This is a genomic window from Micromonospora sp. NPDC002717 (assembly GCF_040295705.1).
GTDB lineage: Bacteria > Actinomycetota > Actinomycetes > Mycobacteriales > Micromonosporaceae > Micromonospora.
Genome location: NZ_JBEOVW010000001.1, coordinates 353123 through 370304, shown reverse-complemented (window position 1 = coordinate 370304; position 17182 = coordinate 353123). Strand labels below are relative to the sequence as shown.

The 17182-nt window shown below is 73.8% G+C and carries 15 protein-coding genes and 1 riboswitch; of the genes, 8 read left to right on the top strand and 7 right to left on the bottom strand.

All coding sequences use genetic code 11. The features are described from left to right. Positions 1-39 precede the first annotated feature (39 nt). The 4 genes from ABT006_RS01790 to ABT006_RS01775 all read right to left on the bottom strand — a co-directional run bounded on the left by ABT006_RS01790 (position 40) and on the right by ABT006_RS01775 (position 6092). Entirely contained in the window at positions 40-660 is a 621-nt protein-coding gene (locus ABT006_RS01790; RefSeq protein WP_350702683.1) for a putative glycolipid-binding domain-containing protein, read from the bottom strand. Between the two features lie 108 nt (positions 661-768). Beyond that, positions 769-2766 (bottom strand): DEAD/DEAH box helicase, encoded by a 1998-nt coding sequence (locus ABT006_RS01785; protein ID WP_350701938.1) that lies wholly within the window; start codon positions 2764-2766, stop codon positions 769-771. A gap of 118 nt (positions 2767-2884) precedes the next feature. Continuing rightward, a complete protein-coding gene (locus ABT006_RS01780; protein ID WP_350701936.1) occupies positions 2885-4375 on the bottom strand; it encodes a hypothetical protein in 1491 nt (496 codons plus the stop codon). Between the two features lie 166 nt (positions 4376-4541). Then, positions 4542-6092 (bottom strand): C40 family peptidase, encoded by a 1551-nt coding sequence (locus ABT006_RS01775; protein WP_350701934.1) that lies wholly within the window; start codon positions 6090-6092, stop codon positions 4542-4544. Positions 6093-6335: 243 nt separating this feature from the next. Between ABT006_RS01775 and mqnE the strand changes: the two genes are divergently transcribed. From mqnE to ABT006_RS01760, 3 genes are read left to right on the top strand one after another with little or no spacing between them, the layout of a single operon-like run. Continuing rightward, a complete protein-coding gene (gene mqnE / locus ABT006_RS01770; protein ID WP_350701932.1) occupies positions 6336-7505 on the top strand; it encodes an aminofutalosine synthase MqnE in 1170 nt (389 codons plus the stop codon). A 23-nt stretch (positions 7506-7528) separates the two neighbouring features. Then, positions 7529-7951: a hypothetical protein gene (locus ABT006_RS01765; protein ID WP_350701930.1), complete on the top strand. Its 423-nt coding sequence runs from the start codon at positions 7529-7531 to the stop codon at positions 7949-7951. 46 nt (positions 7952-7997) lie between these two features. Beyond that, positions 7998-8273 (top strand): DUF4229 domain-containing protein, encoded by a 276-nt coding sequence (locus ABT006_RS01760; RefSeq protein WP_350701929.1) that lies wholly within the window; start codon positions 7998-8000, stop codon positions 8271-8273. 69 nt (positions 8274-8342) lie between these two features. Here the strand turns inward: ABT006_RS01760 and ABT006_RS01755 are convergent, their stop codons facing one another. After that, positions 8343-9698: a C39 family peptidase gene (locus tag ABT006_RS01755; RefSeq protein ID WP_350701927.1), complete on the bottom strand. Its 1356-nt coding sequence runs from the start codon at positions 9696-9698 to the stop codon at positions 8343-8345. Positions 9699-9910: 212 nt separating this feature from the next. Between ABT006_RS01755 and ABT006_RS01750 the strand changes: the two genes are divergently transcribed. From ABT006_RS01750 to ABT006_RS01735, 4 genes are all read left to right on the top strand, one after another. After that, positions 9911-11791, top strand: coding sequence for a M14 family metallopeptidase (locus ABT006_RS01750; protein ID WP_350701926.1), 1881 nt, complete (start codon positions 9911-9913; stop codon positions 11789-11791). Between the two features lie 166 nt (positions 11792-11957). Then, a riboswitch (cobalamin riboswitch) is annotated at positions 11958-12040 on the top strand. Between the two features lie 111 nt (positions 12041-12151). Further along, positions 12152-13087: an ABC transporter substrate-binding protein gene (locus tag ABT006_RS01745; RefSeq protein WP_350701924.1), complete on the top strand. Its 936-nt coding sequence runs from the start codon at positions 12152-12154 to the stop codon at positions 13085-13087. Between the two features lie 13 nt (positions 13088-13100). Continuing rightward, a complete protein-coding gene (locus ABT006_RS01740; protein WP_350701922.1) occupies positions 13101-14204 on the top strand; it encodes a FecCD family ABC transporter permease in 1104 nt (367 codons plus the stop codon). A gap of 119 nt (positions 14205-14323) precedes the next feature. Further along, entirely contained in the window at positions 14324-15151 is an 828-nt protein-coding gene (locus tag ABT006_RS01735) for an ABC transporter ATP-binding protein (protein ID WP_350701920.1), read from the top strand. 125 nt (positions 15152-15276) lie between these two features. On the opposite strand, the gene ABT006_RS01730 is transcribed toward ABT006_RS01735, so the two are convergent. Beyond that, positions 15277-16038: a VOC family protein gene (locus ABT006_RS01730; protein WP_350701919.1), complete on the bottom strand. Its 762-nt coding sequence runs from the start codon at positions 16036-16038 to the stop codon at positions 15277-15279. A 321-nt stretch (positions 16039-16359) separates the two neighbouring features. On the opposite strand from ABT006_RS01730, the gene ABT006_RS01725 reads away from it, so the two are divergent. After that, on the top strand, positions 16360-16740 hold the full coding sequence (locus ABT006_RS01725; protein WP_350701917.1) for a hypothetical protein: 381 nt from the start codon (positions 16360-16362) through the stop codon (positions 16738-16740). Between the two features lie 165 nt (positions 16741-16905). Here ABT006_RS01725 and ABT006_RS01720 read toward each other — a convergent pair whose 3' ends face one another. Continuing rightward, on the bottom strand, positions 16906-17133 hold the full coding sequence (locus ABT006_RS01720) for a hypothetical protein (RefSeq protein ID WP_350702741.1): 228 nt from the start codon (positions 17131-17133) through the stop codon (positions 16906-16908). Positions 17134-17182 lie beyond the last annotated feature (49 nt).

Sequence of the window (17182 nt, the reverse complement as noted above, 5' to 3'; positions counted from 1 at the left end):
ACACGTCCGGCTGGACGACTCCGGCACCGGGCCGGGCGGTCAGCGCGGGTCGACGCGCTCGGCCAACCCCGGGTAGCGCACCACGTAGCCGTCGGCGTCGAGGTCGATCTCGGCGGTGAACGTGTCACTGGTGAAGCGGACCCGGCCGGGGCCGAGCGGCGTGTAGACCTGCTCGGCGGGCACCACCATCAGGCTGGGCACCAGCACCCAGGCGACGGCGACCCGGTGCGGCGTGTCGGCCGGCGCGCGGGGCAACCCGAGACGGTGCACCGGCAGGGCGTTGAACAGCGGCGAACCGCCGAGGTCGACGTCCAGCGCCTCGGCCAGCCGGTCCGGGTCGTCCGTGCCGGGCAGCCCGGCGGGCGGATGGCCGGCGGCCCGCAGCGCCGCGTCCAGGTCGCCCTGCTCGCCGGTGGTCACCCGCCACCGGCCGCCGGCCCGTTCCAGGCGTACGCTCCGCAGCCACCCGGTGCCCTCCACCTCGACCTCGGCCCGGGCGGTCACCCACTCCGGGTCGGTGGTGAGCTGATAGCGGCAGGTGTAGGGGACCGGGTCGACGGCCGTGAGCGTGCCCCGAGCGGTCAACCCCCGGCCGTCGTCGAACAGCGCGTGCTCCGTGCCGGCGGTGTCCGTCCGGGTCCAGAAGAGCGACTTCGGCATGGTCGGCATGAGCCGGACGTTACGCGACGCGACCGACACCGGCAGCGGATGCGGAAACGCCGCCGTGGAGCGTGGGCTCCGCGACGGCGTTCCGGTCGGTGCTCGTGATCAGTGGGTACGCGCCGGCGGCCGCCCGCCGAAGCCCCGCCGCTCGTCGCGCGGCCGGTCGTCACGACCCCGGCCCTCGGGCCGGAAGCCGCCCCGGTCGCCGAAGCGTCGCTCGCCGCGCTCGCCGTAGCCGCGTCCCTCGGTCGGCCGGTCGCCGTAGCGCCGCTCGCCCTGCGGCCGGTCGCCGTAGCCCCGGCTGTCGGCCGGCCGGTCGCCGTAGCCGCGCCCCTCGGTGGGCCGGTCGCCGTAGCGGCGCTCGCCCTGGGTGCGGTCGCCGTAGCCGCGGCGGTCGCCCTGCGGCCGGTCGCCGAAGCCCCGGCTGTCGGTCGGCCGGTCGCCGTAGCGGCGCTCGCCGCGCCCGTCCCGGTCGCCGTAGCCGCGTCCCTCGGTCGGCCGGTCGCCGTAGCGCCGCTCGCCCCGGTCCGCGAAGCCCCGCTCGCCGTAGCCGCGTCCCTCGGTGGGCCGGTCGCCGTAGCGGCGCTCGCCCTGGATGCGGTCGCCGTAGCCGCGGCGGTCGCCCTGGGGCCGATCGCCGTAGCGGCGCTCGCCGCGGGCGTCGCGGTCGCCGAAGCGGCGCGGGCCGCCCGGCCGGTCGCCGTGCCGGCGCGGCTCCTCGGGCTCGTTGCGGACCGGGACGCCGCTCGGCTCGCGGGCGCCGGTCAGCTCGGCGAGCGCCGGGTCGCCGGCGCGCACCCGGGTCTCGGCCGGCGCCACGCCGGCCTTCTCCAGCATGGCGAGGGTCGTCCGGCGCTGCTTCGGTAGCACCAGCGTGGCGACCGCGCCCGACTCCCCGGCCCGAGCGGTACGCCCCGCGCGGTGCAGGTAGTCCTTCGGGTCCTTCGGCGGGTCGACGTGCAGCACCAGCGAGACGCCGTCCACGTGGATGCCCCGGGCCGCCACGTCCGTGGCGACCAGGACGTTCATCCGACCCTCACGGAACTCGGCCAGCGTGCGGGTACGCATCCGCTGCGTCTTGCCGCCGTGCAGGCCACCCGCGCGTACGCCCACGGCGGCGAGCTGCTCGACCAGCCGGTCCACGCCGAGCTGGGTGCGGGCGAAGACCATGGTCCGCCCGTCCCGGGCCGCGATGGACGCCGCCACCGGGAACTTGTCGTGCGGCGGGATCAGCAGCATGTGGTGGTCCATGGTGGACACCGATGCGGTGGACGGGGCGGTCGAGTGGGTCACCGGGTCGGTCATGAACCGCTTGACCAGCGCGTCGACGTCACCGTCCAGAGTGGCCGAGAAGAGCAGCCGCTGGGTGCCCGCCGGCGTCTTCGCCAGCAGCTCGGTGACCTCGGGCAGGAAGCCCATGTCGGCCATCTGGTCGGCCTCGTCGAGGACCGTGATCTCCACGTCGTCCAGGTGGCACACGCCCCGGGCGATCAGGTCGCCCAGCCGGCCCGGGGTGGCCACGACGATCTCCACGCCGCGCCGCAGGGCGTCGATCTGCCGGTCGTACGGCACGCCGCCGACGGCGGTCTTCAGGAACACGCCGACGGCCTTGCCGAGCGGCAGCAGCGCGTCGTTGACCTGCATGGCGAGCTCGCGGGTCGGCACCAGGACCAGGGCCCGCGGGTGCAGCGGCCGGGCCCGCTCGCCGTCGGCCACCCGGGCCAGCAGCGGCAGGCCGAAGGCCAGGGTCTTGCCGGAGCCGGTCTGGCCCCGACCGAGGACGTCCCGGCCGGCGAGCGCGTCCGGCATGGTGGCGCGCTGGATCTCGAACGGGGCGGTGATGCCCTGCCGGGCGAGCGCGCGGACCAGCGGCTGGGGCAGCCCCAGCGCGGCGAAGTCGGTGGCCTCGGCCGTCACCGGTGCGGCGGAGTCCTGCGGGGTGGCGTCCTGTTCGACGACGGACTGCGCGTCGGCGGTGTCGAGGGCGGGCGGAAACGTGCCGGGTTCAGCAAACGCGGTCAAGAAATGCCTTTCGAGCGGGGCGCATCTTCGCGTTGGCCTGCCGCAGCTGAACGCCGCCGAATCGCCCGCAAGATCGCCCATGGGCGCGCACGACGCGCGCCGGGTCAGTGATCTCCACCAGTGTACGGCGGAGCGGCGAGCCCGCCACCGCACCACGGATCGGTAGTGGGCGGGCTCACCATGGTCGTCGCCGGACGGCTCACTTGGTCAGGATGCCGCCCACCAGCCCGCCCACGGTGTCGGTGGCCAGCAGGACGACCAGCACGCTGATCGCCACGAGCAGACCCAGCGAGGCGGCCAGGACGATCATGACCCTGGCCGTGCTGGACCGCTCCTCGGTGGGGGTCTCCGTCCAGCCCTGGGCCAGGATGTGCCCGGTCAACGAGCCGGAGTTCTCCAGCGGGTTGGTCGGGAAGGAGACGGTGGCGAAGCCCGGACCTTCCGAGCCGGCGCCGTAGATCGTGCCCAGGTCGGTCCCGCCGTCGAAGCGCCCGGCGGTGGCGGCGTCGGGCCGCCCGCCCGGTGCCGCCGGGCCCCCGCCACGACCCGCGTCAGCGGGGCGATCGCTCAGCCGGCGCGCCTCCCCGGGGGGCGTGGCCGGCTCGGTGCCGCCCGGCCGACGGTCACCGGGGCTGGTCGGCGGCGGCCAGGTCGCCATCGCGGGAGCGGGTACGGGCACCGCGGAGACCGGTGGCGCGGACGCCGGCGGGGCGGACGTCGGCGGGGCGGAGACCTGCGGCGCGGCGAACGGCGGCGCGGACGCCGGCGGGGTGGAGAGCAGCGGCGGGGAGACCGACGGCGGGGAGACCGACGGCGTGGTGAACGACGGCGCGGGGGCCGGCGGGGCGGAGACAGCCGGGACGGGGGACGCCGGCGGGCTCGCGGGCGCTGCCGGCGGGGCCGGGACGGGCGCGGTGGCCGTGGCGGGCGGCGGCGGGAACGGCGGCGCCGGCATCGGGCCGGGCGGTGGCGGCGGGGCTGGCACCGGCGGCCCGGGCGGCGGCGTCGGCGGACCCGGCACGGGCGGCACCGGGCCCGGTGGAGTGGGCCCCGGCCGGGGCGGCGCCGGGACGGGGATCGGCGGGGTCGGGACCGGCGGGGTCGGGGCCGGGACCGGCGGGTTCGGGGACGGCGGGTTCGGGCCGGGCACCGGCGGCACGGGGGCCGGCGCCGGCTCGGGCTCCGGCACCGGCGGCTTGGGCGGCTGCGCCGGTTCCGGCGGCTGGGCGGGCTCCGGCGGCTCCGGGTTGACCGGTGCCGCCCGGTAGACCCTCGCCTCGCCCGTGCCCGACCGGATCGCCGAGGCCTCGTCGGCGGAGACCCGGCGCATCCCGGGCACGGCGGCGCTGGCCCGGGCCGCCGCGGCCCGCTGCTCGGGGACCGGCGCGCCGGCCGGAGCGGCCGCACCGGTGGCCCGGTAGGTGGTGCCGGCGGTCGGGCGGGCCGACGGTGCCGCGTCGCCCTCGCCGGGCGCGGCCGCGGTGGCCACGCTCACCCGGCCCCGGGCAGGCTGTCGGCGTACGTCGTCGGCGGGCGGCTCCGACGTGCCCGCGGAGCCGGTGCCCGACGCCGGGCTGCTGTCAGCCGAGGTCGCGATGGACCCGCCGGTGGGCGCCGGGGCCCCGCCGCGGCTCCGGTCGGGCGTGGATCCGTGGTCGACCGGCTCCGCCGGAACCTCTTGCTCGGCCATGCTCGCCCTCCGCGCCGCGCTCGCGCCCGGATCCGCGACGTCGGACCGGGCGTGCCTGACTGTCACCGTGCCATATTCCGGCCCGGCGGCACAGCCGGAGTGCGTTCCGGGCCCGTGGTCCGTGGCGACCGGCATCGGCGCGCCGGGCGGAGCCGGCGCGTCCCGGTCAGCTACCCGTGCTGGCCGAGGCGGTGGCAGACGTGCTGCGCTCCGGGTCGGTGCTGCTCGCCGCCGTGGTCGGCGCCACGCTGCCGGACGTGGCGCTCGGCTCCGACGAGGCCGAGCGGCTCGCCGCCGGCGACGACCCGGTCGGGGACGGCGACGGCGAGGTCGACGCGCTGGGCGACGTCGTGGGCGACGGCGAACCGGTGGGGGTCGCCGAGGGCGAGGTCGACGGGGACGGCGACGGGGAGGTGGGCTTCGGGGTCGGCTTGGGGCTCTCCGTCGGCTTCGGCGAGGGCGGCTTGCTCTGCGTCGGCGACGGGGTGCTCGTCGGCGCGGGCACCGCCCCGATCACCCGGGTGGCGGCGTAGAGCCGGGACCAGCGCACCGTGGAGATCTTGACGACGTCGCCGGTGGTCGGCGCGTGGATCATCTTGCCGCCGCCGACGTACATGCCCATGTGGTGGATCGTCGTCCAGCTCGTGCCGGAGGCGAAGAAGAGCAGGTCACCGGGGAGCAGCGCGCTGCGGGACACGGTGCGGGACCGGGTGGCGTAGTACTGGTCCCGGGAGACCCGGGGCAGCCCGTAGTAGCCCGCCGACCGATAGGCGGCGTAGATCAGGCCGGAGCAGTCGAACCGGTCCGGCCCCTCGGCGGCCCACAGGTAGGGGTCGCCGAGCTGCGCCTTGGCGTACGCCAGGGCCTTCAGGGCCGTGGGGTGGGCGGCCAGGCCGTTGGCCGTCTCGTTGCCGACGTAGCCGGCGCCGAGCTGCTGGTCGAGGGCCTCCTGCTGGCGCTCGAGCTCGATGAGCTGCGCGGCGTTGTCCCGGCGCAGCTTGGCCAGCTTCGCCTCGGCGTCGCGCAGGGCCTTCTCGCCGGCGGCGTATTCCGTCTGGGCGCCCTTGAGCCGGGACTCGGCCGAGATCAGTGCCTGGCCGGCCACCTGCTCGCCGGTGCGGGCCCGGGACAGCTCGCCCTCGGCGGCGGTGGTGCCGCCCTCGGCCTTCTCGCCGCGGATGATCCGGGAGAGCCGGCTCAGCTCGTGCAGGTCGTTGGCGAACTCGCCGGGCGGGAGGGCGGCGGCGGCCTTGAACGCGCCCGCGGCGGCGGCGTCGGCGCCCTCCTGGGCGCGGGCCAGCGCGTCCCGGGCGAGCGCGAGGTCGCGTTCGGCGGTGGCCCGCTGGCCCTCGGCCTCGGTGCGCTTCTGCAGCAGCACGAGCAGTTGGTCGCGGAGCTGCCCGACCTGGGCCTCGGCGGCGTAGATCTGGGTGGCGAGCGGGCCGTCGATCAGGTTGCCGGCCGGTGCGCCCGGCACCCCGCCGCCCGGCGTCCCGGTGACGGGCGCGCCGCCGGGGAGCTGGAGCTGACCGGTGACGGCCGGCCGGAGGCCGGTGTCGGGGACGCTGGTGGGCAGCGCCGGGTCGGCCTGGACCGGGTTGGCGAGGACCGTGGCGGCGACGGCTCCGAGCAGGGCGGACCAGAGCGCCGGACGCAGCACCGGCGAGATCACCGGGCTCCGTCGTCGCTGCCGTCGCCCGCGCCCGCTGTCGACCATTCCGCTCCCCGTCCGGCGTGCTGTCGCCGCGCCAGGGTGGACGCGGCCGTGAGGACGCTACCAGTGTGTGGCGAACGTCCCATCCTGTCTTACCTCACCCACGCAGCCATGTCGATGCGTCGAGAGGTAACGGGAGGCTGAGAGTTCGGTGAATCGGCCCACGGGGGCCGACCGTGCTGCGGCGGCGCCGGCACGTGGACGTAGGCTCGATTCCTACCGCAGGTGGAAGGGACGTGGCTTTCGATGGACGCCGGACTCAAGCGTGAGCTCGAAGCGAAGGTGTACGCCGGCGAGCGGCTGACCCGCGAGGACGGCATCGCCCTCTACGACAGCGACGACCTGACGTGGCTGGGGCGGCTGGCCCACCACAGGCGTACGGAGCTCAACGGCGACCGGGTGATGTTCAACGTCAACCGGCACCTCAACCTGACCAACGTCTGCTCCGCCTCGTGCGCGTACTGCTCGTTCCAGCGCAAGCCGGGCGAGAAGGACGCCTACACGATGCGCATCGACGAGGCGGTCCGCAAGGCCAAGGAGATGGAGGACGAGCAGCTCACCGAGCTGCACATCGTCAACGGCCTGCACCCGACGCTGCCGTGGCGCTACTACCCGAAGGTGCTGAGCGAGCTGAAGGCGGCGCTGCCGAACGTCAAGCTCAAGGCGTTCACCGCGACCGAGGTGCAGTGGTTCGAGAAGATCAGCGGCCTGAGCGCCGACGAGATCCTCGACGAGCTGATGGCCGCCGGCCTGGAGTCGCTGACCGGCGGCGGAGCGGAGATCTTCGACTGGGAGGTCCGCCAGCACATCGTCGACCACGCCTGCCACTGGGAGGACTGGTCGCGGATCCACCGCCTGGCGCACAGCAAGGGCATGAAGACGCCGTCGACCATGCTCTACGGGCACATCGAGGAGCCCCGGCACCGGGTCGACCACGTGCTGCGGCTGCGCGAGTTGCAGGACGAGACCGGCGGTTTCATGGTCTTCATCCCGCTGCGCTACCAGCACGACTTCGTCGACTCGGCGGACGGCAAGATCCGTAACCGGATCCAGGAGCGTACGACGATGGCCTCGCCGGCCGAGTCGCTGAAGACCTTCGCGGTCTCCCGGCTGCTCTTCGACAACGTCCCGCACGTGAAGTGCTTCTGGGTGATGCACGGCCTGTCGGTGGCCCAGCTCTCGCTCAACTTCGGCGTGGACGACCTGGACGGCTCGGTCGTTGAATACAAGATCACCCACGACGCCGACTCGTACGGCACCCCGAACACGATGCACCGGGACGACCTGCTGCACCTGATCTGGGACGCCGGCTTCCGCCCCGTCGAGCGGAACACCCGCTACGAGGTGGTCCGCGAGTACGATGCCGCCCCGTCCCTGGCCGAGCGCCGCGCCGAGCCGCAGCAGGTCTGGGCCTGAGCCGGCACGTAGTCTCGTAGGCCATGACCGAGCAGCAGAGCGGGTTCCCCCGGCGCGACGCCGAGGGGCGCATCCTCACCCTGGGCGACCTGCTCGGGGTGAGCCTGGCCGGGCTGGTCATCGGCGTGCTGGCGGTGGTGCTGTTCGACTGGGCGTTCACGCTGATCGGAAGCGGCGACTTCGGCCGGGCCAACGGCTGGCTGGCGGTCATCCTGCCGGCCTGGCTGTTCTGGGACGACTTCCGGGCCTGGGAGTTCGGGGCGGCCCGGGTGGTGGCGGCGCTCGTGGCGGGTGCCGTGGGGCTGGTCGCCGGGCTGGTGGTGGCCGGCCTGGCCGCCGGGCTCGCCCCGCTGGTCTCCGGCGGGCTGGGCGCGGCGGCGTTCACCCTCGGGTACGCGGTGGTCTGGTTCCACGGCGTCCACTGGCTGGCCCGCCGGACGGGCTGAACCTTCCGCCGGGGCCACCCCGGCGGCGGAGAACGGAGTGCGGAACGTGAGCGCGGCGGTCAAGTACACGCTGGGCCGGATCGGGCTGTTCGTCGCCGTGCTGGCGGCCCTCTGGCTGGTCGACATGAACCTCTTCGTCAAGCTGATGCTGGCGCTGGCCTTCTCGGCCGCCGCCTCGTTCTTCCTGCTCAAGGGCTGGCGGGACGAGATGGCGGTGGAGATGGCCGACGCCGCCGAGCGGCGCCGCACCGAGAAGGAGCGCCTCCGCTCCGCCCTCGCCGGCGACGACCAGGACCCGGACGCCCCCGCCGCCGAGAAGTGACGAGGGGCTCGCGCCCCGGGGCGGACCCGGGTGACGCGAACCCCTCGACCGTGCTGTCGGACCGTCAGGTCACCAGTTGGTGGAGCCGGCGACCGTCGGCCACGGCATCCGCTCGGGCTTGATCAGGTAGACGACGCCGCCGGAGCCGCCGGAGACCCCGCCGCTGGCGTTGATCCGCTTGGTCCGCAGCCAGATCTGCTCGAACTGCTCGCGCGGGTAGACGTTGCGCACCGCCTCGTTGCTGGACGAGGCGGGGTCGTTCACGATCACGTCGCCCTCGGCGGTGAAGCCGACGATCACGAACAGGTGCCCCGAGGTGCCGTAGCCCGCGCCGTCCAGCTCACTGGCCAGGAAGGACTGGCTGGTCACCACCGGGATGCCGGCGGCGATGAAGCGCTCCACCTCGTCCAGCGAGTGCAGCCGGGTGACCCGCGCCTCCAGGCCGGGGAAGCTGGCCGCGTACGCGGTGTTGAACGGCCAGTTGCCGGCGCCGTCGTACTGGTAGTCGTAGACCATCCGGGCGGCGTGGTTGACCGTCGGGTCCGGGTAGGTCGGGTCGACCCAGGCGGTGTCCTCCTCGGACGCCTTCCGGCCCCAGTACTCGATCACCATCGTGGTGGAGGTGGGGGAGCACCAGGCCTGGCCGCCGCCGTCGTACTCGGGGTAGTGGCCGGTGTGGATGTTCTGCGAGTAGCGGGGGACGGCGAGTTCCCGGCCCCAGGCGATGCCGCCGGCGCTCGGCTCGACGGTGAACCGGTCGGGCACGTTCGAGCTCATCGCGCCCAGCGTGTGCACCACCGGCGCGGCCTGCTGCCCCGGCGCCCGGTAGAGGGTCAGCCGCAGCTGGTACGCCCGCAGCAGCACCCCGACGGAGGCGTCGTCGATGCTGAAGGTGTCGGTCCAGATGGTCGACCAGGGGTCGCCCTGCCGGTTGACGCTGGTCCGCTTGATGTCGGCGTCGCCGGAGGCCCACCGCCCCATCACGTACCACTTGGTCTGGACGCCGGTGTTGTAGGTGCCCTGCATCTCCACCTGGATCCAGGTGCCGGCCGGGGTTTCCGCGTTCCACGAGGCGATCAGCTCGGTGGCGTCGAACCCGACCTGGGTGACCGGGGAGGTCCAGGTCGCGTACTCCCAGCTCTTGGTGATGCCGGTGTGCGGGTCGGTGTAGTCGGTGGTGCCGAGCGGCGTGGCCAGCGTGACGCCCGGCCGGAGGCCGGGGACGGCCCGCGTGCCGGCGTGGCTGCCCCGACGCCAGTCGGGGTAGCGGGACCAGTCCTGGAAGGTGATCTGCTCGTCGTGGACCACCGGTCGGGTGGTCGCCGAGGCGGCGACGGGCGCGGCGACGGCGGGTGCCGCGGTGCCGAGAAGGGTGAGCGCGGTGGCGGCCGCGAGGGTGGCCGCGCGCAGGCGTGGTCTGGACATGGGTCCTCCGCAGAGACGGGCGGATCGTTGCCGGTCAGTGTCCCGCTCGGAAGGAACTTTCGCCAGAGGTCGACGGTTGGAAAATCCTTGCCGGTGTGAGGATCTGGATGGCATGCAACAAGGCAGCGATGAATGTTGATATGACCATGTGAGCGATGGTGGAGTGTCCTCCACCGAGCGGGATCTTCTCCCGCCCCCCGAGGAGGTTGTCCATGGCCTTCCGCAAGCCCGTCCTCCGCCGCCTGGCGCTCGCTGTCGCCGCCGGGTTCGGCCTGCTCACCGTCGCCGCCGCGCCGGCCACCGCCCGGCCCGAACCCGACCGCGCCGCCGACTCCCCGGCGGCGTCGTCCTACCGGGTGCTCGGTCCGCGTACGGTGGCCGACCGCACCGCGGTCGCCGGCACCGGCGCCGCCATCGACTACGTCGAGCACGGCGTGCTGAACGTCTCGGCCACCCCCGCCGAGGCGGCGGCGATCACCCGGCTCGGCTTCCGGCTGGAGGCGGTACCGGCCCCGTCGGCCGACGGCCACAGCCACGCCGAGGGGGACGTCGGCACGACCGCCTTCCCGCCCGCCGACTCCAACTACCACGACTACGCGGAACTGACCGCCGTGGTCAACCAGGTGGTCGCGGACCATCCCTCGATCGCCCGGAAGATCAGCATCGGTTCCTCGTACGAGGGTCGTGACCTGATGGCGGTGAAGATCTCCGACAACGTCGCCACCGACGAGGCCGAGCCGGAGATCCTGTTCAACTCGCAGCAGCACGCCCGCGAGCACCTGACCGTCGAGATGGCGATCTACCTGCTCAACCTCTTCACCGACAGCTACGGCACCGACTCCCGGATCACCAACATCGTGAACGGCCGGGAGATCTGGATCGTGCCGACGGTCAACCCGGACGGCAGCGAGTACGACATCGCCACCGGCTCCTACCGCTCCTGGCGCAAGAACCGGCAGCCGAACAGCGGCTCGTCGTACGTCGGCACCGACCTGAACCGCAACTGGTCCTACCAGTGGGGCTGCTGCGGCGGCTCGTCCGGCTCGACCTCGTCGGAGACCTACCGGGGCCCGTCGGCGTTCTCCGCCCCGGAGACCGCGGCGCTGCGCAACTTCGTCAACAGCCGGGTGGTCGGCGGCACGCAGCAGATCAAGGCCAACATCGACTTCCACACGTACTCGGAGCTGGTGCTCTGGCCGTTCGGCTACACGTACAACAACACCGCTCCCAGCATGAGCGCCGACCAGTACAGCACCTTCGCCGCCCTCGGTCAGCAGATGGCGAACACCAACGGCTACACCCCGCAGCAGTCCAGCGACCTCTACATCACCGACGGCGACAGCATCGACTGGATGTGGGGGCAGCACGGCATCTGGGCGTACACCTTCGAGATGTACCCGGGCTCGTCCCTCGGCGGCGGCTTCTACCCGCCCGACGAGGTGATCCCCGCCCAGACCTCGCGCAACCGGGAGGCGGTGCTGCTGCTCAGCGAGTACGCCGACTGCCCGTACCGGGTCATCGGCAAGGAGGCGCAGTACTGCGGCGGTGGCGGCGGCACCACGGTCTGGTCGGACACCTTCGAGACGGCCACCGGGTGGACCACCAACCCGAACGGCACCGACACCGCGACCGCCGGGGCGTGGGAGCGGGGCGCCGCCCAGGCGACCACCTCCAGCGGCGCCAAGCAGCTCACCCCGTACGGCGGGAGCAACGACCTGGTCACCGGCCGGCTGGCCGGCACCGGGGCGGGCGACTACGACATCGACGGCGGCGTGACCAGCGCCCGGTCGCCGGCCGTGACTCTGCCGTCGGAGGGCACGCTGACGCTCTCGCTGGCCTGGTACCTGGCGCACGGGTCGAACGCCTCGTCGGCCGACTACTTCCGGGTCAGCGTGGTGCACAACGGCGGCACCACGGTCCTGTTCACGCAGTCCGGCGCGGCCACCAACCGCAACGGCGCCTGGGCGGTGGCGAACGCCAACCTCACCCCGTACGCCGGCCAGTCCGTGCGGATCCTGGTCGAGGCGACGGACGCCTCGGGCGCGAGCCTGGTCGAGGCGGCTGTGGACAACGTCACCATCACGAGTTCCTGAGCCCGGTGGGGCCCCGTACCGCCCCCGGCGGGGCCCCACCACCACCCAGCCGGCGTCGATCCAGGGCATATCGCTGCTGTTGTAGATCAACAAGCGCCGATGCGACCTGGATCGACGAGGCACGTCCGGGGCGTGCGCTACGGTTCTACCGACCACTAGCAGCGAAGCCGGTGCGAAACCGGCGCTGTCCCGCAACTGTGATGCCCCACCACTCCCGGCCGAGGCCGGGCGCGGCGGGGACGAGCCAGGTCGCCTGCGTCAGTGGTCGCGACTCGCGCTCTCGAGGAAGGGCGCCTCGCGGACGGGCGCACTGGGTCCCTGTCGGCGAAGCACCACGCTCCTCGACCGACAGGAGGACAGATGCTCAGACGTACCCCCCGGTTCTTCGCCGCGACCCTCGCGGTGGCCGCGCTGGCCCTCGGGGCCTGCGCCGAGAAGACCACCGACACGCCCGCCGCCGGCGGCAGTTCCGCGGCGGCCGCCTACCCGGTCACCGTCGGCAAGCTCACCCTCGACAAGCGGCCCGAGAAGATCGTGTCGCTGTCGCCGTCGGCCACCGAGATGCTCTTCGCCATCGGCGCCGGCAAGCAGGTCACCGCCGTCGACGACAACTCGAACTACCCGCCGGACGCGCCGAAGACCGACCTCTCCGGCTTCTCCCCGAACGCCGAGGCGATCGCCGGCAAGAGCCCCGACCTGGTGGTGCTCTCGGACGACCGCAACAAGATCGTCGAGCAGCTCACGACGCTGAAGATCCCGGTCTACCTCACCCCGGCCGCGACCACGCTGGACGACTCGTACCGGCAGATCACCGAGCTGGGCGCGCTCACCGGCCACGCGACCGAGGCGGCCGACGTGACCAAGCGGATGAAGGACGACATCGCCAAGCTGGTCGCCGGCCTGCCGCAGCGCGCCGAGAAGCTGACCTACTACCACGAGCTCGGCCCGGAGTTGTACACCGCCACCAGCAAGACCTTCATCGGCTCGCTCTACGCCATGGCCGGCCTGGAGAACATCGCCGACCCGGCCGACGCCGACGGCAAGAACGGCGGCTACCCGCAGCTGTCGCAGGAGGTCATCGTCAAGGCGGACCCGGACTTCGTCTTCCTCGCCGACACCAAGTGCTGCCAGCAGAGCGCGGAGACGGTCAAGGCGCGCGCCGGCTGGGCGGGCATCACCGCGGTCAAGAACAACCAGGTCGTCGCGCTCGACGACGACATCGCGTCGCGCTGGGGTCCCCGCGTGGTGGACCTGCTCCGGGCCATCATCGACGCGGCCGCCAAGGTGCCCGCGTGAGCCGCGCCCGTCGATGACCAAGGCTCCCGACACGGCTCGACCCACCCGGCGGGCCGGGACGCTTCCCGCGTCCCGGCCCGCCGGGCTGCGGCCGCGCTGGCTCGTCGCCGGCGTCGCCGCCGTGCTGGTCGCCCTGGTCGCCGGGGTGTCGCTCGGCCCGGTCAGCCTGCCGCCGGGCAGCGTCGCGGCCGAGCTGCTCAACCTCGTCCCCGGGGTCCGCATCGACAGCGGGCTGACCGAGCGGGAGATTGCCATCGTCACCGAGCTGCGGCTGCCCCGGGTGGTGCTCGGCCTGCTGGTCGGCGGGCTGCTCGCCCTGGCCGGCGGCTGCTACCAGGGCGTGTTCCGCAACCCGCTGGCCGACCCGTACCTGCTCGGGGTGGCGGCCGGGGCCGGGCTGGCGGTCACCGCCGTGATCACCCTCGGGGTGGGGGCGGGCGGCGCGCTCACCGGGCTGCCGCTCACCATCCCGCTGGCCGCCTTCGTCGGCGCACTCGGCGCGGTGGCGATGACCTACCTGCTCGGGGCGTCCGGCGGGCGCGCCCGCTCCACGGCGACGCTGATCCTGGCCGGGGTGGCCGTCTCCGCGTTCCTCTCCGCCGGGCAGACCTACCTGCTGCAACGCAACTCCGACAGCATCCAGCAGGTCTACTCCTGGCTGCTTGGGCGGCTCGCCACCGCCGGCTGGCACGACGTCCGGCTGGTGCTGCCGTACTTCCTCCTCACCGCCCTGGTGGTGCTGCTGCACCGGCGGGAGTTGGACGTGCTCTCCGTCGGCGACGACGAGGCGACCGGCCTCGGGCTGCACCCGCAACGGTCCCGCTACCTGCTGATCGCCGCCGCCTCGCTCGGCACCGCCGCCGCGGTCTCCGCCTCCGGGCTGATCGGCTTCGTCGGGATCATCGTGCCGCACACCGTACGGCTCCTGGCCGGGTCGAGCTACCGGGTGATCCTGCCGCTCTCGCTGCTCTTCGGCGGCGCCTTCCTGGCGCTGACGGACGTGGTCGCGCGCACCGTCGCCGCCCCGGCGGAGGTGCCGATCGGCGTGGTCACCGCGCTGCTCGGCGGCCCGTTCTTCGTCCTGGTCCTGCGCACCTCCCGGCGGGTGCTCGGATGAGCGCGCGACGTGCGCCGGCGCCGCGGCCGGCGGACGGCGGGGCGCGCGTGTCCGCCCCACAGCCGGCGGACGACGGTGTGCCTGTGCCCGCCCCACAGCCGGCAGACGGCGGTGTGCCTGTGCCCGCCCCGCAGCCGGCGGACGGCGGTGACCGGACGACCGGGCCCGCCGTCCCCGCCGTCGAGGTCCGCGACCTGCACGTCCGCCTCGACGGCACGCCGATCCTCGGCGGCGTCGACCTGACCGTCGCCCCGGGCGAGTGGGTCACCGTGATCGGCCCGAACGGCGCCGGGAAGTCGACCCTGCTGCGCGCCGTCGGCGGCCTGCTGCCCGCGCCGGGCGCCATCTCCCTCTTCGGTACGCCGAGCGAGGCGCTGCGCCGCCGCGACCGGGCCCGGGTGGTGGCGACCGTGGCGCAGTCCCCGGTCGTGCCGGCCGGCATGTCGGTGCTCGACTACGTGCTGCTGGGCCGCACCCCGTACATCCCGCCGCTGGGCCGGGAGTCGGCCGCCGACCTGGCCGCCGCGTACGACGTGCTCGACGGGCTGGACCTGACCGGGTTCCAGGACCGGGAGCTGGCCACCCTCTCCGGCGGTGAGCGGCAGCGGGTCTTCCTGGCCCGGGCGCTGGCCCAGGGCGCGACCCTGCTGCTGCTGGACGAGCCGACCAGCGCCCTGGACATCGGCCACCAGCAGGAGGTGCTGGAGCTGGTCGACCGGCTCCGCCGCGAGCACGGCCTGACCGTGCTCGCCACCATGCACGACCTCTCGATAGCCGGCGAGTACGCCGACCGCATGGTGCTCCTCGCCGACGGCAGGGTGGTCGCCGCCGGCACCCCGCGCGAGGTGCTGACCGAGCAGCTCCTCGCCACCTGGTACCGCGCCACCGTCCGCGTCATCGACGGCGACCACGGCCCCCTGGTAGTCCCCGTCCGCCCCCACCCCTGACCCCTCCCGTCCTTCCCTCCCTTCCCCTCCCGGGCCCCTGCCGTTGATCAGGAAGTTGTTGTCGCCCCGACCGGCGTGTCGCCGCAACAACTTCATGATCAACCCGTGTGGGTGGGTGGGTGGGGTTAGGGGCGGGTGAGGATGTTGAAGAGGGCGCCGTGGGGGTCGCGGAGGGCGGCGAAGCGGCCCGCCGGGGCGTCCTGGGGCGGGACCAGGATCGTGCCGCCCAGCTCGGCGGCGCGGGCGGCGGCCGCGTCGGCGTCGGCCACCGCGAAGTACACCGACCAGTACGCGGGCGTGTCCGCCGGGAACCCGTCGCCCAGCGGCGGCACCATGCCGGCCACGATCCGGGCGCCGAGCCGCCAGCCGGTGTAGGTGACGGAGCCTGCCGGCTGGTCGTCCGGGTGCCAGCCGAAGACCAGCTCGTAGAAGACCTTGGCGCCGTCCGGGTCGGGGGTGACCAGTTCGGTCCAGGTCAGCGCGCCCGGGGTGTCGAACACCTCGGCCCCGGGCATCGCCATCGGCTGCCAGACGCTGAAGGCGGCCCCGGCCGGGTCGGTGAAGACCGCCATCCGCCCCCGGTCGAACACCTCGAACGGCGGCACCACCACCTGCCCGCCGGCCCGCTCGACCCGGCCGGCCACGAGGTCGGCGTCGTCCGTCGCCAGGTACGTCGACCAGATCGGCACCTGGTCGGGGATGGCCGGCGGTCCCGCGCCCGCCACCGCCCGTCCGCCGAGCAGGAAGACCGTGTAGCCGCCCGCCTCGGGCTCCGGGTCGATCCGGCCCGTCCACCCGAACAGCTCCGGGTAGAACCTCCGCGCGTCGGCGAGACCAGGGGTGGCGAGGTCGGCCCAGCAGGGCGTGCCCGGCGGGACGGTGCTCACGTCGACCCCTCTCGGCGGGGGGCGACCACGACGGCGCGCCCCTGCCGGCATCGTGGCACCGACCCGCCGCGCCAGGGGGCGGATCGGACGAAACGTCAGCTGAACCGTCGACCCTCGTCGCGCCGCTCCGTCGGATCGGCGCGCCTCCGGTCCACCACACGGTCGCGACCAGCGAGGTTCTCGCTCTCCAAAATTGTTTCCCGATGAGCCGCGCGACGGCATCCGCCCATGAATCCAGGGACAGAAATGTGTCGATGGCCGTGGTAACTTCGCCATGGCGCGGGAGGCCGCGCCGGAACCGAGTGAACGGGGTTGTCTGTCATGTCGAGAATCGGAAAGACCAGGGCCCTTCTGGCGACCGTCGGCAGCCTGGGGCTGGTGCTCGCCGCGCCGGCCGCACCGGCGTCCGCGAATGCGTCCGGCGCCGGCGCCACCGCCATCGGCGCCAACTATTCCACCCAGTGCGCGACCGGCCGGATCGAGTCGATCGCGGCCAATCTGCCGATCCGCTGGGAGCCCTTCACGGACTCGCCCGCCTTCACGACGGCCCAGAAGGGCTACCAGTACAACTGCATCCCGAACACCTACGCCTTGGGCGGCCGGTACACGGCATGTGGCGTCAGCAACGCCAACGGCTGGATCATCATCGACTTCCCTGACCGCGTCGGCTACACCTACATGACCTGTGTGAAGGACGTGTAGTTCGGCGATGGCGCCGGCCGGATCCTGCCGAAAGGCTAATCCGGCCGGCGCGACCATTCGACCGGGTTTCCTCGCGGTCGACCATCTCTCAGTTGTCGTCCACGTTTCCTGGGCCGTTTACGTCATTCCGCGGACGCGCCGGTGAATGCCGCGTGAAATTGTTCGTCACAATGGCGCGGGTAGCGGTCGGGCGTGCAGCACGGCGAGGCGCGAGACGTCCCGGGTGAGCACCACGTAGAGCCGGCCCAGGCCGCGTGGCCCGGTCGCCGCCGGCTCGACGACGGCCGAGCCGTCGAACGCCAGCGCCGCGCGCACCTCGGCCACCATCGTCAGCAGCACCACCCGGACCACGCGCATGCACATCGACAGCGGTTCGGGGGTGGCAGGCGTCACCGACCCCTGGTACGCCCACCTCTGAACCAATCCACCCCCGTGAAGCCGC

Coding starts and splice junctions, on each gene's coding strand:
- ABT006_RS01750 (WP_350701926.1), top strand. CDS start 9,911: ATGGCCTTCCGCAAGCCCGTCCTCCGCCGCCTGGCGCTCGCTGTCGCC.
- ABT006_RS01785 (WP_350701938.1), bottom strand. CDS start 2,766: ATGGGCGATCTTGCGGGCGATTCGGCGGCGTTCAGCTGCGGCAGGCCA.
- ABT006_RS01755 (WP_350701927.1), bottom strand. CDS start 9,698: ATGTCCAGACCACGCCTGCGCGCGGCCACCCTCGCGGCCGCCACCGCG.
- ABT006_RS01745 (WP_350701924.1), top strand. CDS start 12,152: ATGCTCAGACGTACCCCCCGGTTCTTCGCCGCGACCCTCGCGGTGGCC.
- ABT006_RS01775 (WP_350701934.1), bottom strand. CDS start 6,092: ATGGTCGACAGCGGGCGCGGGCGACGGCAGCGACGACGGAGCCCGGTG.
- ABT006_RS01790 (WP_350702683.1), bottom strand. CDS start 660: ATGCCGAAGTCGCTCTTCTGGACCCGGACGGACACCGCCGGCACGGAG.
- ABT006_RS01780 (WP_350701936.1), bottom strand. CDS start 4,375: ATGGCCGAGCAAGAGGTTCCGGCGGAGCCGGTCGACCACGGATCCACG.
- ABT006_RS01740 (WP_350701922.1), top strand. CDS start 13,101: ATGACCAAGGCTCCCGACACGGCTCGACCCACCCGGCGGGCCGGGACG.
- ABT006_RS01765 (WP_350701930.1), top strand. CDS start 7,529: ATGACCGAGCAGCAGAGCGGGTTCCCCCGGCGCGACGCCGAGGGGCGC.
- ABT006_RS01725 (WP_350701917.1), top strand. CDS start 16,360: ATGTCGAGAATCGGAAAGACCAGGGCCCTTCTGGCGACCGTCGGCAGC.
- mqnE (WP_350701932.1), top strand. CDS start 6,336: ATGGACGCCGGACTCAAGCGTGAGCTCGAAGCGAAGGTGTACGCCGGC.